The sequence below is a fragment of the Caballeronia udeis genome, from assembly GCF_001544555.2.
Taxonomy (GTDB): domain Bacteria; phylum Pseudomonadota; class Gammaproteobacteria; order Burkholderiales; family Burkholderiaceae; genus Caballeronia; species Caballeronia udeis.
Map to the genome: position 1 here is coordinate 1 of NZ_FCOK02000119.1, position 17,965 is coordinate 17,965.

At 55.4% G+C, this 17,965-nt stretch carries 14 protein-coding genes and 3 pseudogenes; 6 read left to right on the plus strand and 11 right to left on the minus strand.

All coding sequences use genetic code 11. The features are described 5' to 3' along the window. Window positions 1-28: 28 nt before the first annotated feature. The 6 genes from AWB69_RS42610 to AWB69_RS42635 form a co-directional block, all read right to left on the minus strand. Window positions 29-1,375: a sodium:solute symporter family transporter gene (locus tag AWB69_RS42610; RefSeq protein ID WP_082913845.1), complete on the minus strand. Its 1,347-nt coding sequence runs from the start codon at window positions 1,373-1,375 to the stop codon at window positions 29-31. Between the two features lie 64 nt (window positions 1,376-1,439). Further along, window positions 1,440-2,822 (minus strand): chorismate-binding protein, encoded by a 1,383-nt coding sequence (locus tag AWB69_RS42615; RefSeq protein ID WP_062092784.1) that lies wholly within the window; start codon window positions 2,820-2,822, stop codon window positions 1,440-1,442. A gap of 254 nt (window positions 2,823-3,076) precedes the next feature. Beyond that, entirely contained in the window at window positions 3,077-3,847 is a 771-nt protein-coding gene (locus AWB69_RS42620) for an IclR family transcriptional regulator (protein ID WP_062092794.1), read from the minus strand. 128 nt (window positions 3,848-3,975) lie between these two features. Further along, complete coding sequence (locus tag AWB69_RS42625) at window positions 3,976-4,698, minus strand: hypothetical protein (protein WP_062092785.1); 723 nt, start codon at window positions 4,696-4,698, stop codon at window positions 3,976-3,978. A 54-nt stretch (window positions 4,699-4,752) separates the two neighbouring features. Next, the gene (locus AWB69_RS42630; protein WP_062092786.1) at window positions 4,753-5,712 is read right to left on the minus strand and encodes an aldo/keto reductase; all 960 of its coding nucleotides are present in this window, start codon (window positions 5,710-5,712) and stop codon (window positions 4,753-4,755) included. A 340-nt stretch (window positions 5,713-6,052) separates the two neighbouring features. Then, window positions 6,053-6,343, minus strand: coding sequence for a hypothetical protein (locus tag AWB69_RS42635; protein WP_063978040.1), 291 nt, complete (start codon window positions 6,341-6,343; stop codon window positions 6,053-6,055). A gap of 762 nt (window positions 6,344-7,105) precedes the next feature. Here AWB69_RS42635 and AWB69_RS42640 point away from each other — a divergent pair. Next, window positions 7,106-8,044 carry an SMP-30/gluconolactonase/LRE family protein gene (locus tag AWB69_RS42640; protein ID WP_197500465.1) on the plus strand — a complete coding sequence of 313 codons (939 nt, stop codon included), beginning with the start codon at window positions 7,106-7,108 and terminating at the stop codon, window positions 8,042-8,044. A gap of 41 nt (window positions 8,045-8,085) precedes the next feature. On the opposite strand, the gene AWB69_RS42645 is transcribed toward AWB69_RS42640, so the two are convergent. Beyond that, window positions 8,086-9,039: an SMP-30/gluconolactonase/LRE family protein gene (locus AWB69_RS42645; RefSeq protein WP_062092788.1), complete on the minus strand. Its 954-nt coding sequence runs from the start codon at window positions 9,037-9,039 to the stop codon at window positions 8,086-8,088. Window positions 9,040-9,244: 205 nt separating this feature from the next. On the opposite strand from AWB69_RS42645, the gene AWB69_RS42650 reads away from it, so the two are divergent. Beyond that, on the plus strand, window positions 9,245-10,135 hold the full coding sequence (locus AWB69_RS42650) for an alpha/beta fold hydrolase (protein WP_082913846.1): 891 nt from the start codon (window positions 9,245-9,247) through the stop codon (window positions 10,133-10,135). A 57-nt stretch (window positions 10,136-10,192) separates the two neighbouring features. On the opposite strand, the gene AWB69_RS42655 is transcribed toward AWB69_RS42650, so the two are convergent. From AWB69_RS42655 to AWB69_RS51145, 3 genes and pseudogenes are all read right to left on the minus strand, one after another. Further along, the gene (locus AWB69_RS42655) at window positions 10,193-11,329 is read right to left on the minus strand and encodes a porin (RefSeq protein ID WP_062092789.1); all 1,137 of its coding nucleotides are present in this window, start codon (window positions 11,327-11,329) and stop codon (window positions 10,193-10,195) included. Window positions 11,330-11,481: 152 nt separating this feature from the next. Beyond that, window positions 11,482-12,765, minus strand: a complete 1,284-nt coding sequence (locus AWB69_RS42660) for an MFS transporter (RefSeq protein ID WP_082913847.1) — start codon at window positions 12,763-12,765, stop codon at window positions 11,482-11,484. A 99-nt stretch (window positions 12,766-12,864) separates the two neighbouring features. Next, window positions 12,865-13,577, minus strand: a pseudogene (locus AWB69_RS51145) (IS6 family transposase). A gap of 457 nt (window positions 13,578-14,034) precedes the next feature. Here AWB69_RS51145 and AWB69_RS42670 point away from each other — a divergent pair. After that, window positions 14,035-15,042 carry an alpha/beta fold hydrolase gene (locus tag AWB69_RS42670; protein ID WP_197500467.1) on the plus strand — a complete coding sequence of 336 codons (1,008 nt, stop codon included), beginning with the start codon at window positions 14,035-14,037 and terminating at the stop codon, window positions 15,040-15,042. A 173-nt stretch (window positions 15,043-15,215) separates the two neighbouring features. Here AWB69_RS42670 and AWB69_RS42675 read toward each other — a convergent pair. Then, window positions 15,216-15,668, minus strand: a pseudogene (locus AWB69_RS42675) (transposase); the annotation flags it as partial. Between the two features lie 81 nt (window positions 15,669-15,749). Between AWB69_RS42675 and tnpA the strand changes: the two are divergent. The 3 genes and pseudogenes from tnpA to tnpC all read left to right on the plus strand — a co-directional run. Further along, window positions 15,750-16,235 (plus strand): IS66-like element accessory protein TnpA, encoded by a 486-nt coding sequence (gene tnpA / locus AWB69_RS42680; RefSeq protein WP_062092792.1) that lies wholly within the window; start codon window positions 15,750-15,752, stop codon window positions 16,233-16,235. Beyond that, window positions 16,216-16,569, plus strand: a complete 354-nt coding sequence (tnpB, locus tag AWB69_RS42685) for an IS66 family insertion sequence element accessory protein TnpB (RefSeq protein ID WP_062092793.1) — start codon at window positions 16,216-16,218, stop codon at window positions 16,567-16,569. The genes tnpA and tnpB overlap by 20 nt, the downstream gene beginning before the upstream one ends. 104 nt (window positions 16,570-16,673) lie before the next feature. After that, window positions 16,674-17,891, plus strand: a pseudogene (gene tnpC / locus AWB69_RS42690) (IS66 family transposase); the annotation flags it as partial. Window positions 17,892-17,965 lie beyond the last annotated feature (74 nt).

Sequence of the window (17,965 nt, forward strand, 5' to 3'; positions counted from 1 at the left end):
CAATCCGGAGCGCATGCAGCCGGAAGAACTAAAGCAGTTTGCTTGAAGTGACACGACAAGTACGTTGACAACCGCCGCCGGCGGCACACGATAGAGTCGCAGAAGCTGAACCGCTGCGGCGAAATGCCGGCAGCAAACCGAACAAAAGTGGAACTGCGATTGTTCCAATGAGCGCTTCGAACCACACCACAATCAACCCGAGAACGCCTCCGAAAGATCGCGCATTGATCGCAATCAGAATGCTCAAGGCCGTATATATAAAGGTCACAAAGCGGGCAGTCTGGACATGATCCGCTAAAGCCCTTTTCGATTCCGGCAACAGAGGCGGAAGAATATCTCTGGTGATCACCGCAGAAATAGCGTTCGCATCGGAGGCCGTGAAGGCCATCGTGTGCGCAAGGAAACTCGCAATAACCAGCCCGAGGAACCCGTGAGGTAGTAGCTTCACTGTCAATGCCGCATAGGCCTTTTGTGGGTCCGCCAGACTCGGAACAATCAACGGAGCCACGACCATCGGGAACAAAAGGACAACAGGCCAGAACGCGTACAACGCCGAGGAAAGCAGTCCCGCTCTACGCGACGAACGTACAGATGGTGTCGACATGAACCGCTGTGCCAGATCCCAATTTCCGCCACCACTGTAGTTAAGCGTGTTGATCAACAGATAGCTGACAAAAAAGATCGCGCTATATGGACCGACAAAAGGTTCGAAGTGCGACCGTGGCAATGTCCCGATCACGGCGAGCGGCGACCCATGGCGCGAAAGGTATGCGAACACGAAGATCACCATCGCGAGACCGGCAATGAGTTGGATTAAAAATTGCCAGAGTCCTGTTAGTGAATCTGCCCACAAGCCACCGATCGTGCAGTAGAGCAGCGTAACGCCGCCTACGATCAGGATGACGTAGACTTCTGAGAAACCAGTGTAGAAGTGAAAGAGACTGCCAATCGCTGCCCATTTTGCTCCGGTTCCGAATATTTTCAGGATTGCGCCGACCCAACCAAATAGTTGTTGCGTCTGGATGTTGTACCGGACGCGAACAAACTCAAGAGGAGAGACAAATCGGCGGCGCAGTACGAGATTCGCCCACTTGGGAGCAAACAGCATCGCGCCCACGGCTGTACCAAAAGCAACAGTTAGTGCCCACCAAAAATAAATGGCCACACCGTATTGATACGCGACAGCGGCATACGCCACGAATACAACTGCGCTGTATCCCGCCATGTGGTGAGACACACCTGCGAGCCACCACGGAATGCGACTTCCGCCAGTGAAATAGTCGGAGACGTTGCGAACACGTAGCATCGCCCACCATCCTATTAGGCAGACGGCCAAAAGATATACACCGATAATCGCCCAATCGAACAGACTCATTTGTCTCCCCCATCACCGGCCTGTGTTTGATCCACCGCCTAGCAGCGGTGGATCGTGCCTTCTGTCAATTTGCGAGCTGCGTCGTGCCATCAACAAGCGCCAGGCGTGCGCAGTCGCGTAGCGCTTTCGTTTTCAGAATACATTCACGATACTCGGCTGCGGGATCGGAGGCGGAGACAACCTTGGCACCGGCGTGAACATACGAAGCGTCGCCGGCATTCCACATGGACCGAGTGACCGTCGATGATTCAAGCGATCCATCGAAGCCAAAGAAACCCATTGAGCCACTAAAAGGCCCGCGTGCGACCGGTTCGAATTCCTGAATAGTCTCAAGGGCGCGTTTCCTCGTGAACCCGACCGCTGCTCCGTGGGGGCTGAGCGCGCGCATGACGTCCACGGGTCCGACATCATGTTTGATTTCTGCTTCGGCTTCAGCGAACAGATGCAGAAGGTCGAAGAATCGTCGCTGTTCGAGTTCAGCCGTAAAGTGGAGACTGTCTGCGTCAATGATTGGTTTCAGATCGTCGACTAGGGCGTTCAAGACGACATCGTACTCGTCAACTTCCTTGACGTTTGGTATCCAGACAAACGGCGACCCGTCCGCCGTTTTCTCTATTGGCCGGGTAGCGCCATCGGTCTCAACAGTCAACTTACCACCCTTCAGACGGGCCAGAGTAAGCGAGGTCGCGCCCCAGACCGAGAACCCAGTAGAGGTAGCGAGGAACATATATGTCGACGGATTTATGCGTCGTAGCCACCGATAGCTTGCAACAGGAGGAATATCGGTGATCGTCTTACACTGCACCGACAACACCACGCCGTCCAGTTCCGGCTCGTGGTTCATGCGCGCAATGGCTGTCGCAGCAAATTTTCCGAACTCAGCTTCAGTTACCGTGGGTGTCCAGATAGGCTCTTCCAAACCACCTTTTTCCTGACCGGTGCTTTGCGAAAAACACATCGACTTGAGCCGCTCGACGATTTCGTCTGCCGCCTGTTCACTCGTTTGCGATGCGTCAACGATCACCGCGTACGCTTTCGACCTTTTATGATCGAAAACCAGCATTTGCATAGGCTGCATCAACATCGCTCGTGGTCCCGCCCCTTCATTTGACGCTTTGGTCAGGCTCTCATACGAGTAGAAAGCAAATACTCCTCCTGACAAACCGGCCGTGCCGCTTTGAGCTTCGATGCGCTTGCTGTCGAGGATCTTCCGGAGCATATCGAACTCGTCCAGATCACTGTCACGCGTGCTGCTTTTCTGAACCTTTTCGATTTTATTCGCGAAGCCAATATACGAAACGTCTGGATGTCGAGACTTCGGGTCCCACCGTTCGACGACGAAAATTTCGTCTGTTGGATCGACCGAACTCAACACCCGGTCAACTGGGTCTCCCGAGAAGGAAAATTCGACAACACGCGCAGTTCCAATCGATCTTCCGCGATTCATATCGTTCTCCTAAATTACGTCTCGTTAGCAAAAACGTAGCCTGTAGGCCTCTCTTGCGGCCGCAGTTGTTGCGCGTGCCAAGAGGTATTTGCATCTGTTCACAAATATACTCTAATTCCGCCTGAGGAACAATAACGGGCAATCCCTAACGCCGTCCTGATGCATCGAACCGAGCCTTGTAGATGTCCCACATCAATATGTGCATATGCACTATTTAGAATGAAACAGACCCTGTAGCTTGCTGCGAACGTGCATTATGATGACGAGAACTGTCGACGGATGCGCTCGGCCGAAGACTGCAGGATCGCTACTGCCTTCGAATAGACTGATGGTCCGTATCTGACCGTCGGAATCGCGACATTGAGCGACCCCAAAGGGAAGCCTGCGGCTGACAGGATGGGTACGCCGACACCAACAATCCCCACCGTGTACTCTTCAAATGAAGTCGCTGCTCCCGTACGACGAACCTCGTCTAACTCGACCGCTAGAGCCTTTTTACTGGTAATCGTACGCGGGGTGAACTTTTCCAGCTTCACGTTCGATAGATACTCCTGCCGCATCGAATCGGGCATAAAGGCCAGGATACATTTCCCTCCCGACACCGCGTATAGCGGTGCCAGGTCGCCGAGGCGAAGATGAGAAACCAGTATTTGCGGACTGGTTATGGTCGCCACCACCTCCGTCTTGTCGCCTCTTAACTGGTTGAGCGCACATGATTCCAGCGTCTGAGCGGTGATTTCATCAAGCACGGGTTGTGCGCATTCCACCAAACTACGCAACTGGTTCGACTGTTGCGCAAGTTTGAGGATCGCGTCTCCCAACCGGTAGCCCTTCGTCTCCGGCACAAACCTTACGTATTCCCTCACCGTTAGATTCCTGAGCAATTTAGTCAGACTGCTCTTGGGGATGCTCAGCGATTCGGCAATCTCGGTATGAGACATTTCCCGCCCCCAGGACGCAAGCAACTCGATGAGATCAAGTGTCCGATCGGCAGATTTAACGACCTCGCTAGCATTTTCTTCCATGATTTCGCACCCCGTGTTCACATATGGGAACATGGTATCGGGCTACTCGTAAGACTGTCAAGAAGATCCGTGGGCAGTTGCCCATCCTCGCGACACCAGCGCTCAAATGCGCCACACCTTCAGTAAAATCATCCCGCAAACTGCTTCATCAGGTCCAGCCTCGGTGGCGGTCGGTTCTGCGCTTTTACCGACATATGGTCGATCTGCGTCAGAAACTCAAAGACTCCGACGTAATGGATACGAGCATCAACACCAGCCTGCTTGCCAGCCTCCTCAAATCCGACTTCCAGATCCGCCGAAGCCGATTCCACGCTTTCGATCGCCCAGAGATATTCGATTCCCTCTGCGATCGTTGCGTGATTTACAAGTGCTTGCGGACCTCTCGATGTTACTCGGCCGACCCGAACGCGCACCACACATTGGTCGCTCGGGCGTGCCAAAAGGTTATCCGCAAATGATCGCAATGCCGCCGGACTCAGCGACGTTGCGCAACTCGTCCTCATTACTGCCAGCTTGCCACCGTTCCCAACACCACTATCAGCCAGGATCTCGCACGGCTGACGCTGAAAATTCGAAAACGATGGGCGCATCGAAGCGGACCATGGCGTTGGCCTGACGACAAGGTCTACGTATTCTGCCCTCTCTAGAACGTCGAGCGCCTCGAGTTCATACAGGGTGAGGTACCGTGGCACGCTTTGTCCCACCGCTCGGTATCGGCGGCCGCAAATCATTCCTGGCACCCACACGCGCTCTGGAACGTGCTCAAGCGTGTGCCAATGCTCATACTCAAGCAAGCGGCCCGGATCGAAATCATTCCAGATTGCCAACAGCCCCTTTGGAGGATTGCTCATTGTTTTTCCTTTCACAAACATCATCTACAGAAAAATCAAAAAGAAGTCGGAAATCTAAGCTGCCACGGGAATCAGGCCCGCCTCCTTCAAATCACCCCAGTACCCGTCGGGTATTATTGTCTCCATGCATCTCAAGTTCCGACGGAGTTCCTCTGCACTTTGATGTCCCGCGACGACAGAAACGACAGCACTGCAACGGAGAGGAAATTGCAGTGCAGCTACCGCAAGCGGCACATCATGCGTCCGGCCAATTTCCTCGAGCTGACGCACACGCTCAACGATCCCGGGAGTCTCCTCTGCAGGGCGATATTCATAGCGGGCTCCTTCACACACGCCGGTCGCAAGAATGCCAGTATTGAAAGGAGATGCGACGATGACGGAGATGCGGCGCTCAACGCATAGCGGTAGGAACGACGACATGGCGCCGTGTTGCAGTAGTGTGTGCCCGCCCGCTAACATGAAACAGTCGAAGTTCCCCTCTCTGGCGAACCGTTCACACACATCCGGTTCGCGTAACGCTGCCCCGATCGCCCTGACCACCTTTTGCTGCTTCAGTTCTTCGAGAGCGCGATACGCACCTGACATGGCCTCACCAAAACGAGATTCGAACGCCTCGCCGTGCAGAGCCGGAATGACATCGTGAATGCACACCACATCAATGTAGTCCATACGCAAGCGCGCCAGACTCTCCTCGACTGATCGCATCGTGCCTTCGTAGCTATAATCGAAGCGATTGCCGCCGTCGCTGTTCCAGCGACCCGTTTTGCTCGACAGCACAAACTCCGTACGGCTGCGCGCCACGAGCGCCTCTCCGAATCGTTGCTCGCTCAGACCATTCGCATACAGGGGCGCCGTATCAAAGTATCGCAATCCTTGCTTCCACGCCTCGTCCACCACTTCTCGAAACCCACCATCGCCGATGGCATTGGAAAGGCTACCGCCGCCGATACCGAGTGAGGAAACGCGGACGTCTGTTCTTCCAAGCTGGCTTCTATTACCTACGGGGGAATTCATTTCTTTCCTGGGTTCATGAGTTGAAAATTCAGTACATTATTTAGCTCGGCTCGTTGTTTGTCTTTCGCAAAGTAGGGTGTGCTCGAACAACGATACGATAAGGCAGCGCCTTTTCATTGTTTTCGCCCAAAGCATGCTTCAGCGGCTTCCGCAGGCAACAGCCCGGCGTGGAAGTAGCCTTGAAGGCATTTTACGGTCGCGACGTCGGGGTGGTACGGCGATCGGATAAAGTCCCTTGCGACGGCTGCGTCGTAGCAAGCACATGTCCACGCGTCCAGATCTCGCTCGTACTCGCAAGGTCGTTGGTTTGATTCGTTAAACACAGCGAACCCCTTCTCAGTCATAGACGCGACCGACGGTCGGTCACATGCGCAAATATCCCAATCGCGCCGCACATCAACATACTCATCGCCGGGCGTTCGGCATCAGGCGGGAACACATCCCAGGTACCGCCGCCTTGACGGAATAAATAGATTGCGAAGCTGTCTGCCAGTTGCAATGCCTCGCGGCAGACATAGCGCCTCTGATTCGAGCTTGCGCGACTTGCCCGTTTCACCCGAACCGACTGTGAAAGAACCATCACCAGCCATTTTTCCACCATGAATCGCAAGGACCTTTTAGCCTTTTCCATTGCCTCCTCCTGCAAGCTCGGCTCTGCCTATCGGTCGGTCGACGTTCCTTTTTCCACTTCGCAGGTAGTACCCAAGGAGTTCAGCTCCTTCGCACAATCCGTGAAGGGTTATCCCGATAACGTGTGCGTAGTTCCTAGGGCGTAAATTTAGTATGCGGATTTACAACTCATGACACCTGAGGTCGAAGTTGTTCTCAAGGGTCGACAGGCCTACGCAGACAGCCGATCCGAACGATGTTCCTGCGTGAAAAAAAGGCGAACGAACAACTGGATCACGTCGACGCCAGAACGTGCGCATTGACGTAGTACTCGATACCTGCGTCACGACGGTCGCTGGATCCTCCTCCAGATTCATTCAATCGGGCATAACACCACCGTCGCCACCTGGCGGTCCACTTGTCCGTATGGTCTCACGCACCGACCGAAGAACGAATTGGCGATGAACCCGATCCAAACGCGCTGGCCAACGTATACCCGGATGCATTCCAATGTTTGCGCCCTCGCTCTTCCAGGTGTCAGTCGAATTAAGGCTCATTCACGCCAGAACCTTCCTGCAGAGCGCATGAGGCATCGATAGCAATCTTGACGTTAGTGTGGCATCTGTTCATTATATAGATCTTGTTCCCAAATGAAACCACAATTTCCATAAAATTTGGATGCGTCGCCGTGGCTGGGCAAGGCCAAACCGCGCCGAACAAGCGGTGCCGTATCCGGGCTTGCCCACTTCAAATGGATGTGTTGACACAGAGAGGAGTACTTTCCTTGCGTACAAACGAGATTTTTCCAGATGGCGTGAACCTTGAGAGGGTTTTCGCTGACGGCTACAACACGGAGGGCCCGGCTGAAGGGCCGGATGGCAGAATATTCTTCTGCGACATCACAGTTTCGTACCGTACGTCGATGACAGCTGGGATCATATGGGTCTTTGACCCTATGAACCGGGTCACGTCTGTCTTCAGGTCACCAAGCGGCATGGCGTCGGGAATCGACTTCGACAAAAACGGGAACATGTTGGTTGCGGGGGGCGCCGATTTCGGAATGCGAAGCGTCATACGAACAGATATGGCTACCGGAAAAAGTACGATCGTGGCTGGCCTCTATGGCGGCCGACCGTTCAATTCACCTAACGATCTCGTCGTCGACCGTGCAGGGGGAATCTACTTCACTGATCCCCGCTACCTCGGTCATGAACCCGTTGAGCAACCGGTATTTGGCGTCTACTACATTAGCTCGTCCGGCGACATAAAGCTTGTACTGGCCGATGTTTCAAAACCCAATGGCATAGCTCTGTCGCCAGATCAGCGCATTCTATACGTCGTCGAGCATGATATTCGCATCCTCGATCGACGATTCGATGAGGTCCCCCTTCGAGATATCGGTGACATGCGCATACTGGCGTACGACATCGAGAAACCGGGGAAGGTAAATGCACAACGTCTATTCGTCGACTACGGCTGCGAGAAAGGGGCCGACGGCATTACTGTCGATAACGCTGGTAATGTCTACGCCGCGGTACAGTCACCAACACGCCCAGGGATCCGAGTCTACGACCCAAGCGGAACACAGATTGCCGAGGTGCCGACTCTGGAACGTCCGTCCAACGTGATACTTACCAGGCACAGCCAAACTCCATTCATGTATGTAGCAGCCACGAAGAGTCTCTATCGCCTACGATGTTCTCTCAAGGGCGCCCCTTCTTAATTCATAGGAGACCTGCAACGGGACGCTTGCGTGAACTCGAATCACCGACGCGCTCCTTTTAATCTGCCTCGAGCCTTGAAGAGCGTTTTTCCTGCGGTGATATAGAGATCACGCATATCGTTGCCACCAAAGGTCACGTTGGTGACAGAGTCCTCAAAGACCGGGATGAAATCAATTTTTTCGCCGAGCGGAGAAAAAACGTGAATACCGGCGGGCGTTGCCAATGTCTCCGCAGTACCGCGCAAGCGGTTCAATCCCGCGGCAACATAGAGGTTGCCATCAACGTCTACCGCAAGACCATCGGCACTTCTCCCTGGCGAGAACTCGACCAGTATTTCTCTGTCGAGCGGCAAACCTTCTTCAGTGAGTGCGAACGACCGCAACTGTCTCGTGCCCACTTCTGAAATGTCGTTTTCGACTACATAAAGTGTACGCTCATCAGGCGATAGCGCTACCCCGTTGGGTTGCAAGACATCTCCGTCGCCAAGTATGCGCTTCAATACACCACGATTGTTGAGCCTGAAAACGCTAGGACTACGCACCACCGTTGCAGGCACTCGGGACGATGCGCTAGTAAACGGTGCAAGGAAGAACGGGCGAACGCCGTCCGAGAAATAGATGTTCCCTTTTCTGTCGATCGCGACATCGCTTGGGCCGCAAAAGCGTTGACCTTCGAAGTTGTCAGCGAGCACTTCTACCGCGTTTGTCTCCAAGTCCGTTCGCGTCAGCCTTGGCGGAGTATTCGTCTCAGGATCGCCTTCCTCGCACGTAACAAGTCGCCCTTGGGGATCGAGCGCCTGCCCGTTTGGATAGTTTGCTGCCTGCGGCCCGCGAAATACTGTTAGTTGACCATCCCGATCCTGCCTGAGAATGCGGTTCCCACGCACGTCAGTGAAATATATGTTCTGAAGGGCATCGCAAACAGGCCCCTCCAGCCAGCATGTAGTCGAAACAGGGGTGGCTTCAGTCAGCAGCCGTTCGCTCTTCTCATCCATCTGAGACTCCAAGTTGAAATTTTTCTCTGAAAATAGCACTATATTGGGAACGTGTTCTCATACAGAAATTATAGATCATCCTTGCGGATCACGCCTATCCTGCCGACGGTGACAGGCTTCTTGCCTATTTTTCGCGAGAGCCCGATAAAAGTCCGACTAGCATTTCTACCGGCGATTTCGCCACAACCTTGAGAGTCCGTGCAACATGAGCCAGATTCCCTCGCAACAGCCGACAGCCGGCGCCATTTCTGTCGCTATCAAGTCAGTTTCCCGACGCGTAAATGGACTACGCATCCATGCCAGAACGGCCGGGCAAGGCAGCCCAGTGGTCCTGCTGCACGGGTGGCCCCAGACATCCTATGCATGGCGTAAGCTTATCCCGCTTCTGGCGCAGCGCCATACCGTGATTGCGCCGGATCTGCGTGGATTTGGCGATTCCAGCAAGCCCTTCAGTGGCTACGACAAAAAGACGATTGCCGGGGACCTCTCTGCTCTGCTGCAGTCCCTCGGTCTCGAGAACGCCTGCATTGTCGGACACGACATGGGCGGCCAAGTGGGCTATGCATTCGCAGCGCTCTATCCGCAACTTACGAGAAAGCTTGTCTTCATCGAAAGCGGACTTCCTGGCTTCGGCCAGGAGAACGCAATGAATGTTGCCACGGGCGGCAGTTGGCATTTTGGCTTTAACATGGCGGGGGATATCTCCGAAGAACTCGTCCGCGGTCGCGAAGCTCTGTTCGTCCGTCATTTCATCCGGCGCGACACCGTGGGAACCGTTGATCCTAGCTCCATCAGCGAAGCTGACATTGATGTCTATGCGCGGTCGCTCGCGCAACCTGGCGCGCTACGCGCCAGCTTCTCGTACTACCGGACTCTTTTTGATGACAGGAAGCACAATGAGCAATTCGGCCAGACGAAGCTTGAGATGCCCGTTCTCGCCATTGGCTGCGAGTTTGGCTACGGACAGGGAGCGAAAACAACGATGGAAAAAGTAGCGACTAACGTCAGCAGTGCGATAATCGAGTCCTCCGGCCACTACCCAGCGGAAGAGCAACCCGAACGACTGGCATCGGTGCTGCTCGACTTCTTCACCTGAACTCCCTGCGGCAGGCACTACGCAACATTGTTTCCCGCAGGTGCCTGCGACATATGCTTAGAAGCGAGTTCGCAGTCCAATGCGCACGCCAACCTGATTACGATTGCTCGAAGGGTTGACGTTGGTAATATCGGCCACAGCCGCATGCCCGGTTGAATCGATTCCGTTCGCCCTCATCCACGTGCCGAGAAGGTACACCAGCGTGCGTTTTGAGAGAAGATAGTTAACCCCCGCCACGGGTTGCAGATAGTTCGCACCCGTCGCACTTGTGTACATGACGCCAGCCGAAGCAACGATGTCGGGTCGAACGTAGTATGTGCCGTTGATTTCGTATGTGTTGAAACCGGCCTGCGTACGTTGGTTGCCGCCCACGGTCGGTGCAATCTCACGGAATCTTGTGTTCGTGTACAGAGCATCCAACGTAAGGCCGTTGATGCTCAACGAGGCACCCGCGCCAGCAATCTGCAGATTCTGGGCGGAAAGGTAGCCATTGTAGATCGGGCTATTAAAAGGGGCGCCGAATGTCTGGCTTGCAATCGGAGCCGATGTACCCTGATAGATGGATACGGCGGGGTTGTTGACATTCATGTATGCACCACCGAGCGAGAAAACACCGGCAGCAAAGTTAAATCCCGCGCCGTAGATCCGGTCTTTTGCCGTACTCCCCGGTTGCCCACCGAAGCTGTAAATACCTTCAGCCGTCAATCCACCAAATACAGGGCTCACGTACTTCACAGAATTGTTCACGTGCCAGTCACCCCACACATTGTCCACATCACCAGCCCGTGCACCGTAGGAGCCTCCGAAATACACTGCGGAACTATAGGCCTGGAGGTCGTCCACCATCGTGTCATATTGGTTACCTAGCGTCAGCGCGCCGAACTTGCCCTTCAGCCCAACCTGAGCTTGCCGTCCGAACAGCGCTCCGTTTTGCCCCAAGACACCGTTAGCAGCAGTGAACCCGTTCTCGAGCCAGAACGTGGCCTGAAGCCCCTCACCAAGGTCTTCTGCACCCTTGAAACCGAAGAAGCTGCCACCGCGTCCATTGATCATCTGGACCGCACTGCCCCCCTTCTGATTATTGGTATACCCAATCCCCGCGTCAATGTTCCCATAGAGGGTCACGCTCGACTGGGCCCGACAGAGGATGGGAACGGACACAATCGCAATCGCTGCGAAAATCGTTGGCTTCAAGATTAATCTCCGATCTGGTGTTTATAATTTGTACTACTTAATATTTTGAGTAATTTATCTACGGCTTCTGTACAACCAATGACTCCGGCCACCGTCGAGAAGCTGGGCCTGTTACGCCGTGACTATTTGATCGACACGATTGCCGCTCAGAGTCATTTTGTCGGCGCCATCACACCCGACCTTTCTCGATTTGGCGCCTCCTCTATTAGATTCGCTGCGAGCCCTTCCCTGACGGCGAGGACTGCAACGCCGCCCACAATCGGTCCGATAGCCAATGTCATAAACGCCAGATTAAAGGAGTGTGTCGACTGAAAGACCATCCCGACGGCCAGAGGAACGAGCACTGACCCAACCTGAAACGCCGCATTACTCACGCCGATGGCACTCGCCGCAAGTCTGACTCCCACGATCTCAGTAATGATCGAAGCGATCAATGCACCCCATCCGAACGTCATTACTCCAAGAAGAGCCGCAGCAATTTCGAGTGCCTGAAGAGACTTGAGGTGTCCGAAGACAGATAATCCGCACCCCATCGCTAGCAGGACGAACGCCGTCAGCCACTTGCGAGGTCCGCCAATCCAGTCAGAGAGCATCCCGACCATGGGCGCACCAATCAGAGAGACTGCACCGAACACCGTGCTGACGGTCCCGGATTCGACGCTGCTAATCCCAAGACCCTTTTGCATCAGCACGTTTGCCCAGAAGACAAATCCGATGCTACCCCAGCACGCCCCAAAACCCGCGATAGTTGTTAGCCAGAGATTCTTGTTACGGAAAAGCGCTAGAACCTCCTTTGCGGTGGTTCTCTTTTGCAGCACCGCTTTGCCGGCAGGTGCGTTCCGCAACATAAGTGCGCAAAGGACTGCAACCAAAGCCGTAGAGATGCCTAGAGCATGGTAAATCATGCTCCATTGCGCGAACCGAAGCGCCCTGGGAATCGAAGTGTTCGCCACAACGACGCCAGCGGACATCGAAGTCAGGATGATGCCGACCGCACGCGCGCGGCGCCTGACATCGAACCACCCAGCAACCAGTTTGACCGCGCCCGCGTAGTCGACACCGGCAGCGAGTCCCATGAGACACTGAATCACGACACCGTACGTTACCGAATTGGCATAGCCAAACGAGAAGGTCAAGGCACCAAGCGGGAACAAGGCTAGCGGTAAGGAGAGACGAGCACCGATCCTGTCGGTCAGAAATCCCGTGACCGCGTTAGCAGCGACGTACCCGATATAGAAGGACGTCACAAAGCAGCCCAGTGCAGCCACGGGCAACCCGAACGTCGCGCTTGCCGACGGCGCCACGTTCGCCCACGCCAGACGATCGATGAAGGTCACGAATGTCGCCAGCCAGGCCAAAGCCAGAATCACCCAGCGATAGCTGGAAGGTGGCGAATTGTCAGTCCGAAGACTGACTCGAGAATGGCTAGCATTCATATTGCGTCCCTATGTCGCTGGTTATACTGAGTAACGGTGTTTCTGATTGTGTTCTAGTTCCTCCCAGAGAACAACATCGGGTTTTCCTTGAGTTTCCCACTAGCGGAGCGAGCCGTGGATCCAAGAAATTCTCGTGATAGCAACTACATAATTGAGCTTTCCCACGTCTCGAGGAGCTTGGGTGCATAGCGCGCGTTTTTGCCGCGCGTTCGCGTGGTAGCGGCAATGCATGAACAGATTGCCCACCTGATCATGAATCGAAGCGAAACGTTGCAGTTGACGCGCTGATTTGAAGCGGCGCATGACCTTCTCGCATATCGGTGTTGGCTGGTGCGAATTTTCCGCTCGGTTGTTCAGTCCCTTGTGCTGGCGGTGTTTGACGTTAATCCTCAGATCCCTGCTCGCCGCCGCCTGGCACTAAAGCTTATCGGTGTCGGCATACGTGCCGCCACCCATACTTCTTTAGCGGCTTGCGCATGAGCGTCCTGGCAGCGTGCCTGTCGCCGGCTTTGCGCCAGCAAATCGAGCACCACGCCATGCTGGTCTACCGCGCGCCACAGCCAGCGCCTCTTGCTGTTAATCGTGACGACCACTTCATCCAGGTCCCACTTGCCGCTCCAGCCCAAAGTTGTAAAGCGGATGCGCCGGGCAATGCTCAGCCCAAACTTCACCGTCCAGCGTTGCACCGTCTCGTATGTAAGCTCAATGCACGCGTTGCCAGCAGTTCCCACGACCATGCGCTCGTTGAGCGGGAAACAGTAGTACAACCACACCGCATAGCTCATCACATCGGACGGAAAGCGATAGCCCAAGACTGCGGGTTAGCGGTGACAGGCATGTATTGCTGGGTCGCTGGTTTCATAGCCGACGTTATCGCCGCATCCACTGCAAGCTCCCCGAAAGTTGACAGCACCCGGCGCCGTGCTCCCTAGTACCTTACGTATGTTGATCCGAGTGTCAACGAGCTCGATCCTTGTTTCCGCTTTTTCTGCCCGAACCGACTTCAGGCCCCCTCCTTCAGGAAAGATTGAAGATAAGCGTGTTTCTATTTATGATTATGTTCATATTTGGAAACATTAAATACTGAAGCGGCAAAACTGCTCTAACCGTGATCCATCGATGAACTTGTCGACTAAGGTGTTCCAGGATTGGTCGCAGGTTATGAAACATCGTTGCCCCCCCGCAAAAGCGGTCAACCCCGCGGGGTCGCACTGTCCAACACAAGATCAGAGTGATATGTCAATCTGTCAACGCACGCGGTGCCTTTGCATGAAAACCATATGGATTTGGGTAACGCTAATGCTGGCGGTAGGTAGTGCATCAGCGCTACCACCGTCAGGGGACGCGATGAACGGCCTCGGGAGCAGCGATGAGCTGCCGCCTCCGCTCGTTGTTCACCATGAGCGGCGTTGGGTAAATGGCGTCCGAATTCACTTCGTCACTGCCGGGAGCGGCCAACCGGTATTGCTCATTCACGGATGGCCCGAGACTTGGTACGCGTGGCGTAAAGTCATTCCACTATTGGCCGGGAGGTATTTCGTCATAGCACCTGATATGCGAGGGATGGGAGACTCTTCGAAGCCCCTTGAGGGCTACGATAAAAAGTCAGTTGCCACAGATCTTCATGAGTTGGTCCGGTCACTCGGCTTTGATCGCGTTCTTTTGGTAGGCCACGATATGGGTGGTCAGGTTGCGTACGCGCATGCGGCGCAGTGGCCGCAGGAGGTTCGAAAGTTTGCATTTATCGAAAGTGGGTTACCTGCATTCGGCCAAGAAGCATCAATGGACATTGCTAAAGGGGGAAGTTGGCATTTTGGCTTTAATATGCAGGGCGATTTGGCTGAGGCATTGGTGAGTGGGCGAGAACGCCTGTTTCTCGAATACTTGTTTAAACGAGATAGGATAGGTCTAGTTGATCCAACCGCGGTTTCGGATGCGGACTTGGAGATTTACGCGGACGCATGGAGGCAGCCTGGCGCGCTTCGCGCATCCTTCGCCTACTATCAGCAGTTGCTCGGGCAGGACACTGCCGATAACAAAAGATTCGGTGCAACGAAATTGCCGATGCCAGTGCTGGCAATAGGCGCGGAGTATGGCTACAAGGATAGTGCTGAAAGAACGATGCAGGCGGTAGCCCTAAATGTTCAGGGGGCGATAATCTCGAACAGCGGCCATTACATCCCGGAGGAGCAGCCTCTAGCATTGGTGAGGCTCCTTCTCGATTTTTTTGCAGATGATGTCAATCGCAATGCTAAAAAGCAAGGCGCCAGCCAATGAGGGGTGGCCTCAAAATTCGGACGGTTACGTATGACGGGCGGGTAGGCTGGAGACAGTCCCGAGGCTCTGCCTTTGCTGGGCGAACTGGAACCTGTCAGGCTGGCTGCCGACAAGGCCCACGATTCGAACGCGATCCTGCGCCATCTGGAATCGGCAGGCATTCAAGCCCTCATCCCCAGTCGCGTCCTGGAGCACGCGTCGGGATCAGTCATCGAGAGTTGGCCATCAGTCTGAGTCTTGAGTTGTTCCCTGATCTGATCGAGGGTTCGCATCTGCTCGCGTAAGCGCGCGATCTTGTCTTGCAATCGAGTCGTCTTCGCTTCCAGCTCAGCGGGTTGCGTACGATCGGCCGTCTCCAGCGCGTTCAGATACCGCTGGATGCTCTCCTCGATCTGCTTCTGGCGCTTGTCGACCTTACCCTCGGTGAAGTTGCGATCGCGTGTATTGACTGCCTTGAACTTGCTGCCGTCTATGGCGACCAGCGCCTGTGAGAACAGCTTCAGCTCACGGCACAGGACGACGAAGCGGCGACACACGTTGCGAATGCCGACGCCGTTGTCACGACGAAAGTCAGCTATGGTTTTGAAGTCCGGTGCCAGGCGACCCGTGAGCCACATCAATTCAACGTAAGCGGTGAATTGAGCGCACATGGCATCTTAGGTGCTGACGGAGCAGGATGTGTCCACTGAAATCAGTGGACACCTTCCATGACACAGAACTATTCAGATTTGGATTTTTTGCCACTCAAGGTTGTCAGCGTTGGGCGGGACGGCAAACGACGTTTTGACAAACGGGACAGGAAGAGGTTGATCGAGGCTTGCCTGCAGCCCGGAGTATCGGTAGCTGGCATGGCGCTGAGGGCTGGCGTGAACGCGAATTTACTGCGCCGGTGGATCTGCGAGCACCAGAAGGAACACCGCGACACGGGAGTGACGCCGGTGTCAGGGAACGCGGCGGCGTTTGTTACGGTCGTCGAGAGCGCTGGCACCGAGGCGCAACCTCAGTTACCCAGGTTGGCGCCGCCGCACCGCGAAGCGCCCCCTGTAGCGCAGCGCCCGGCGGCACCGTCACGATTGACGGTGGAAATGCCCAACGGCATCACGCTCAGACTCGAGTGCGGTGCCCAGGACGCGACGTTGGTGTCGGCGATGATAGAAACGCTTGGACGCTGTGATGTTCCGACTGGACGCTGAACTGCGGGTCTACTTGCACCGCGACGCGGTCGATTTTAGGAACGGGATTAACGGTCTTGTTATCCTGGTCGAGCAGTCCATGCAGCTTGACCCATTTGCCCGTGCGGTCTTCGCCTTCCGTAACAAGCGGGCCAACCGCATCAAGCTGCTGTTTTACGAGCGCTCGGGTTTCTGGCTGATGATGAAACGGTTAGAGGCTGACCGTTTTGTCTGGCCACGCCGACAGCAGGCGGTGATGGAACTCACGAGCGAGCAGCTTCACTGGTTACTCGAAGGCATCGACATCGACGCAGTGCGTCGTCACCCTTCGAGGCAGTACCGACACGTGTGCTGAACGTTCAGTAGCAGCACGCCGGGCGTAGTGCGCGCGACGCCCGGCGCGATTGTTACACTTTGACGTAAACCCATTCGTTGTGCGGCTTCGCTATCGTGGAGCACATGAATACCGACGCCCGCTCCCCGTCCGCTGAGGACGATCTCAAACAGCTCTCGCCCGATGAGCTGATCGCGCGCATTCTCGAGCTTCAGTCCAATAACCAGCAACTTGCGCAACGTATCGGGCAACTCGAGGAGTTGTTCCGTCTGGCGCAGCTCAAGCGCTTCGCGCCGAGCAGCGAGAAACTCAAGGATCGCGTGTTCGATGAAGCCGAGCAGATCGCCGCGACCGAACCCGGTGACGATGATTCGGATGACGCATTCGCGCTCCCCGATACGGGACTGCCGGAGGTTGATAAATCCAAGCACGGTAAGCGGGGACGCAAGCCGCTGCCGGCCGAGCTGCCGCGCCGGCGCATCGAGTACGATCTGCCCGATGAGCAGAAGATCTGTGCGTGCTGCCAGAACGCGTTGCACCGCATGGGCGAACAGACGAGCGAGCAGTTGCACATCGAGATCAAGGCGTTGGTGCTGCAACATGTGCGCTTCAAATACGCGTGCCGCCACTGCGAGCGCAACGCCGAACGCACGCCGATGGTAATCGCGCCGATGCCCGTGCAGCCGTTGCCGGGTAGCAGCGCGAGCGCGGCGATGATTGCGACGGTGACAACCGGCAAATATGTTGACGGCACGCCGCTGTACCGGATGGAACACGTGCTGGCCCGTGCGGGGATTGCGGTGAGCCGCGGCACGCTGGCGAACTGGATCATCAGGCCTGCCGAGATGCACTACGGCCGACTGTACGAAGCGATGCGCCAAACACTGTTGTCGCAGCCGCTGATTCACGGCGACGAGACGACGGTGCAGGTCCTCAAGGAAGAAGGCAAGACGCCGCAAAGCACGAGTTATATGTGGACGTACAGAAGCGCCGGGGACAGCGAGCAGCCGGTCGTGTTGTTCGACTACCAGCCGGGGCGCGGGCAGCAATACCCGCAAGCGTTTCTCGCTGGCTACGAAGGCATGCTGATGACCGATGGATACAGTGCCTGGCGTACGCTCCAAGGTGTCACTCACTTCGGCTGTATCGCCCATTCACGGCGCTTGTTCGTTGACGCGCACAAGGGACAGAAGAAGAAAACGGGTGGTCGCGCGCTGCAGGCGCTTGAGTACTTCAAGGCGCTGTATCAGGTCGAGACCCTGGCCCGGGCAGAACTGCCCGATGGCGAGGCGCAAGTCGACTACACCTACGGGCTGCGGCAGCAACACAGCGTGCCGTTGCTAGTACAACATCCCTTAAATAAGTTGAATATTTAACGGTCCGTTTTTATCATGGCGGGATGAGCCGAGGCCGTCAT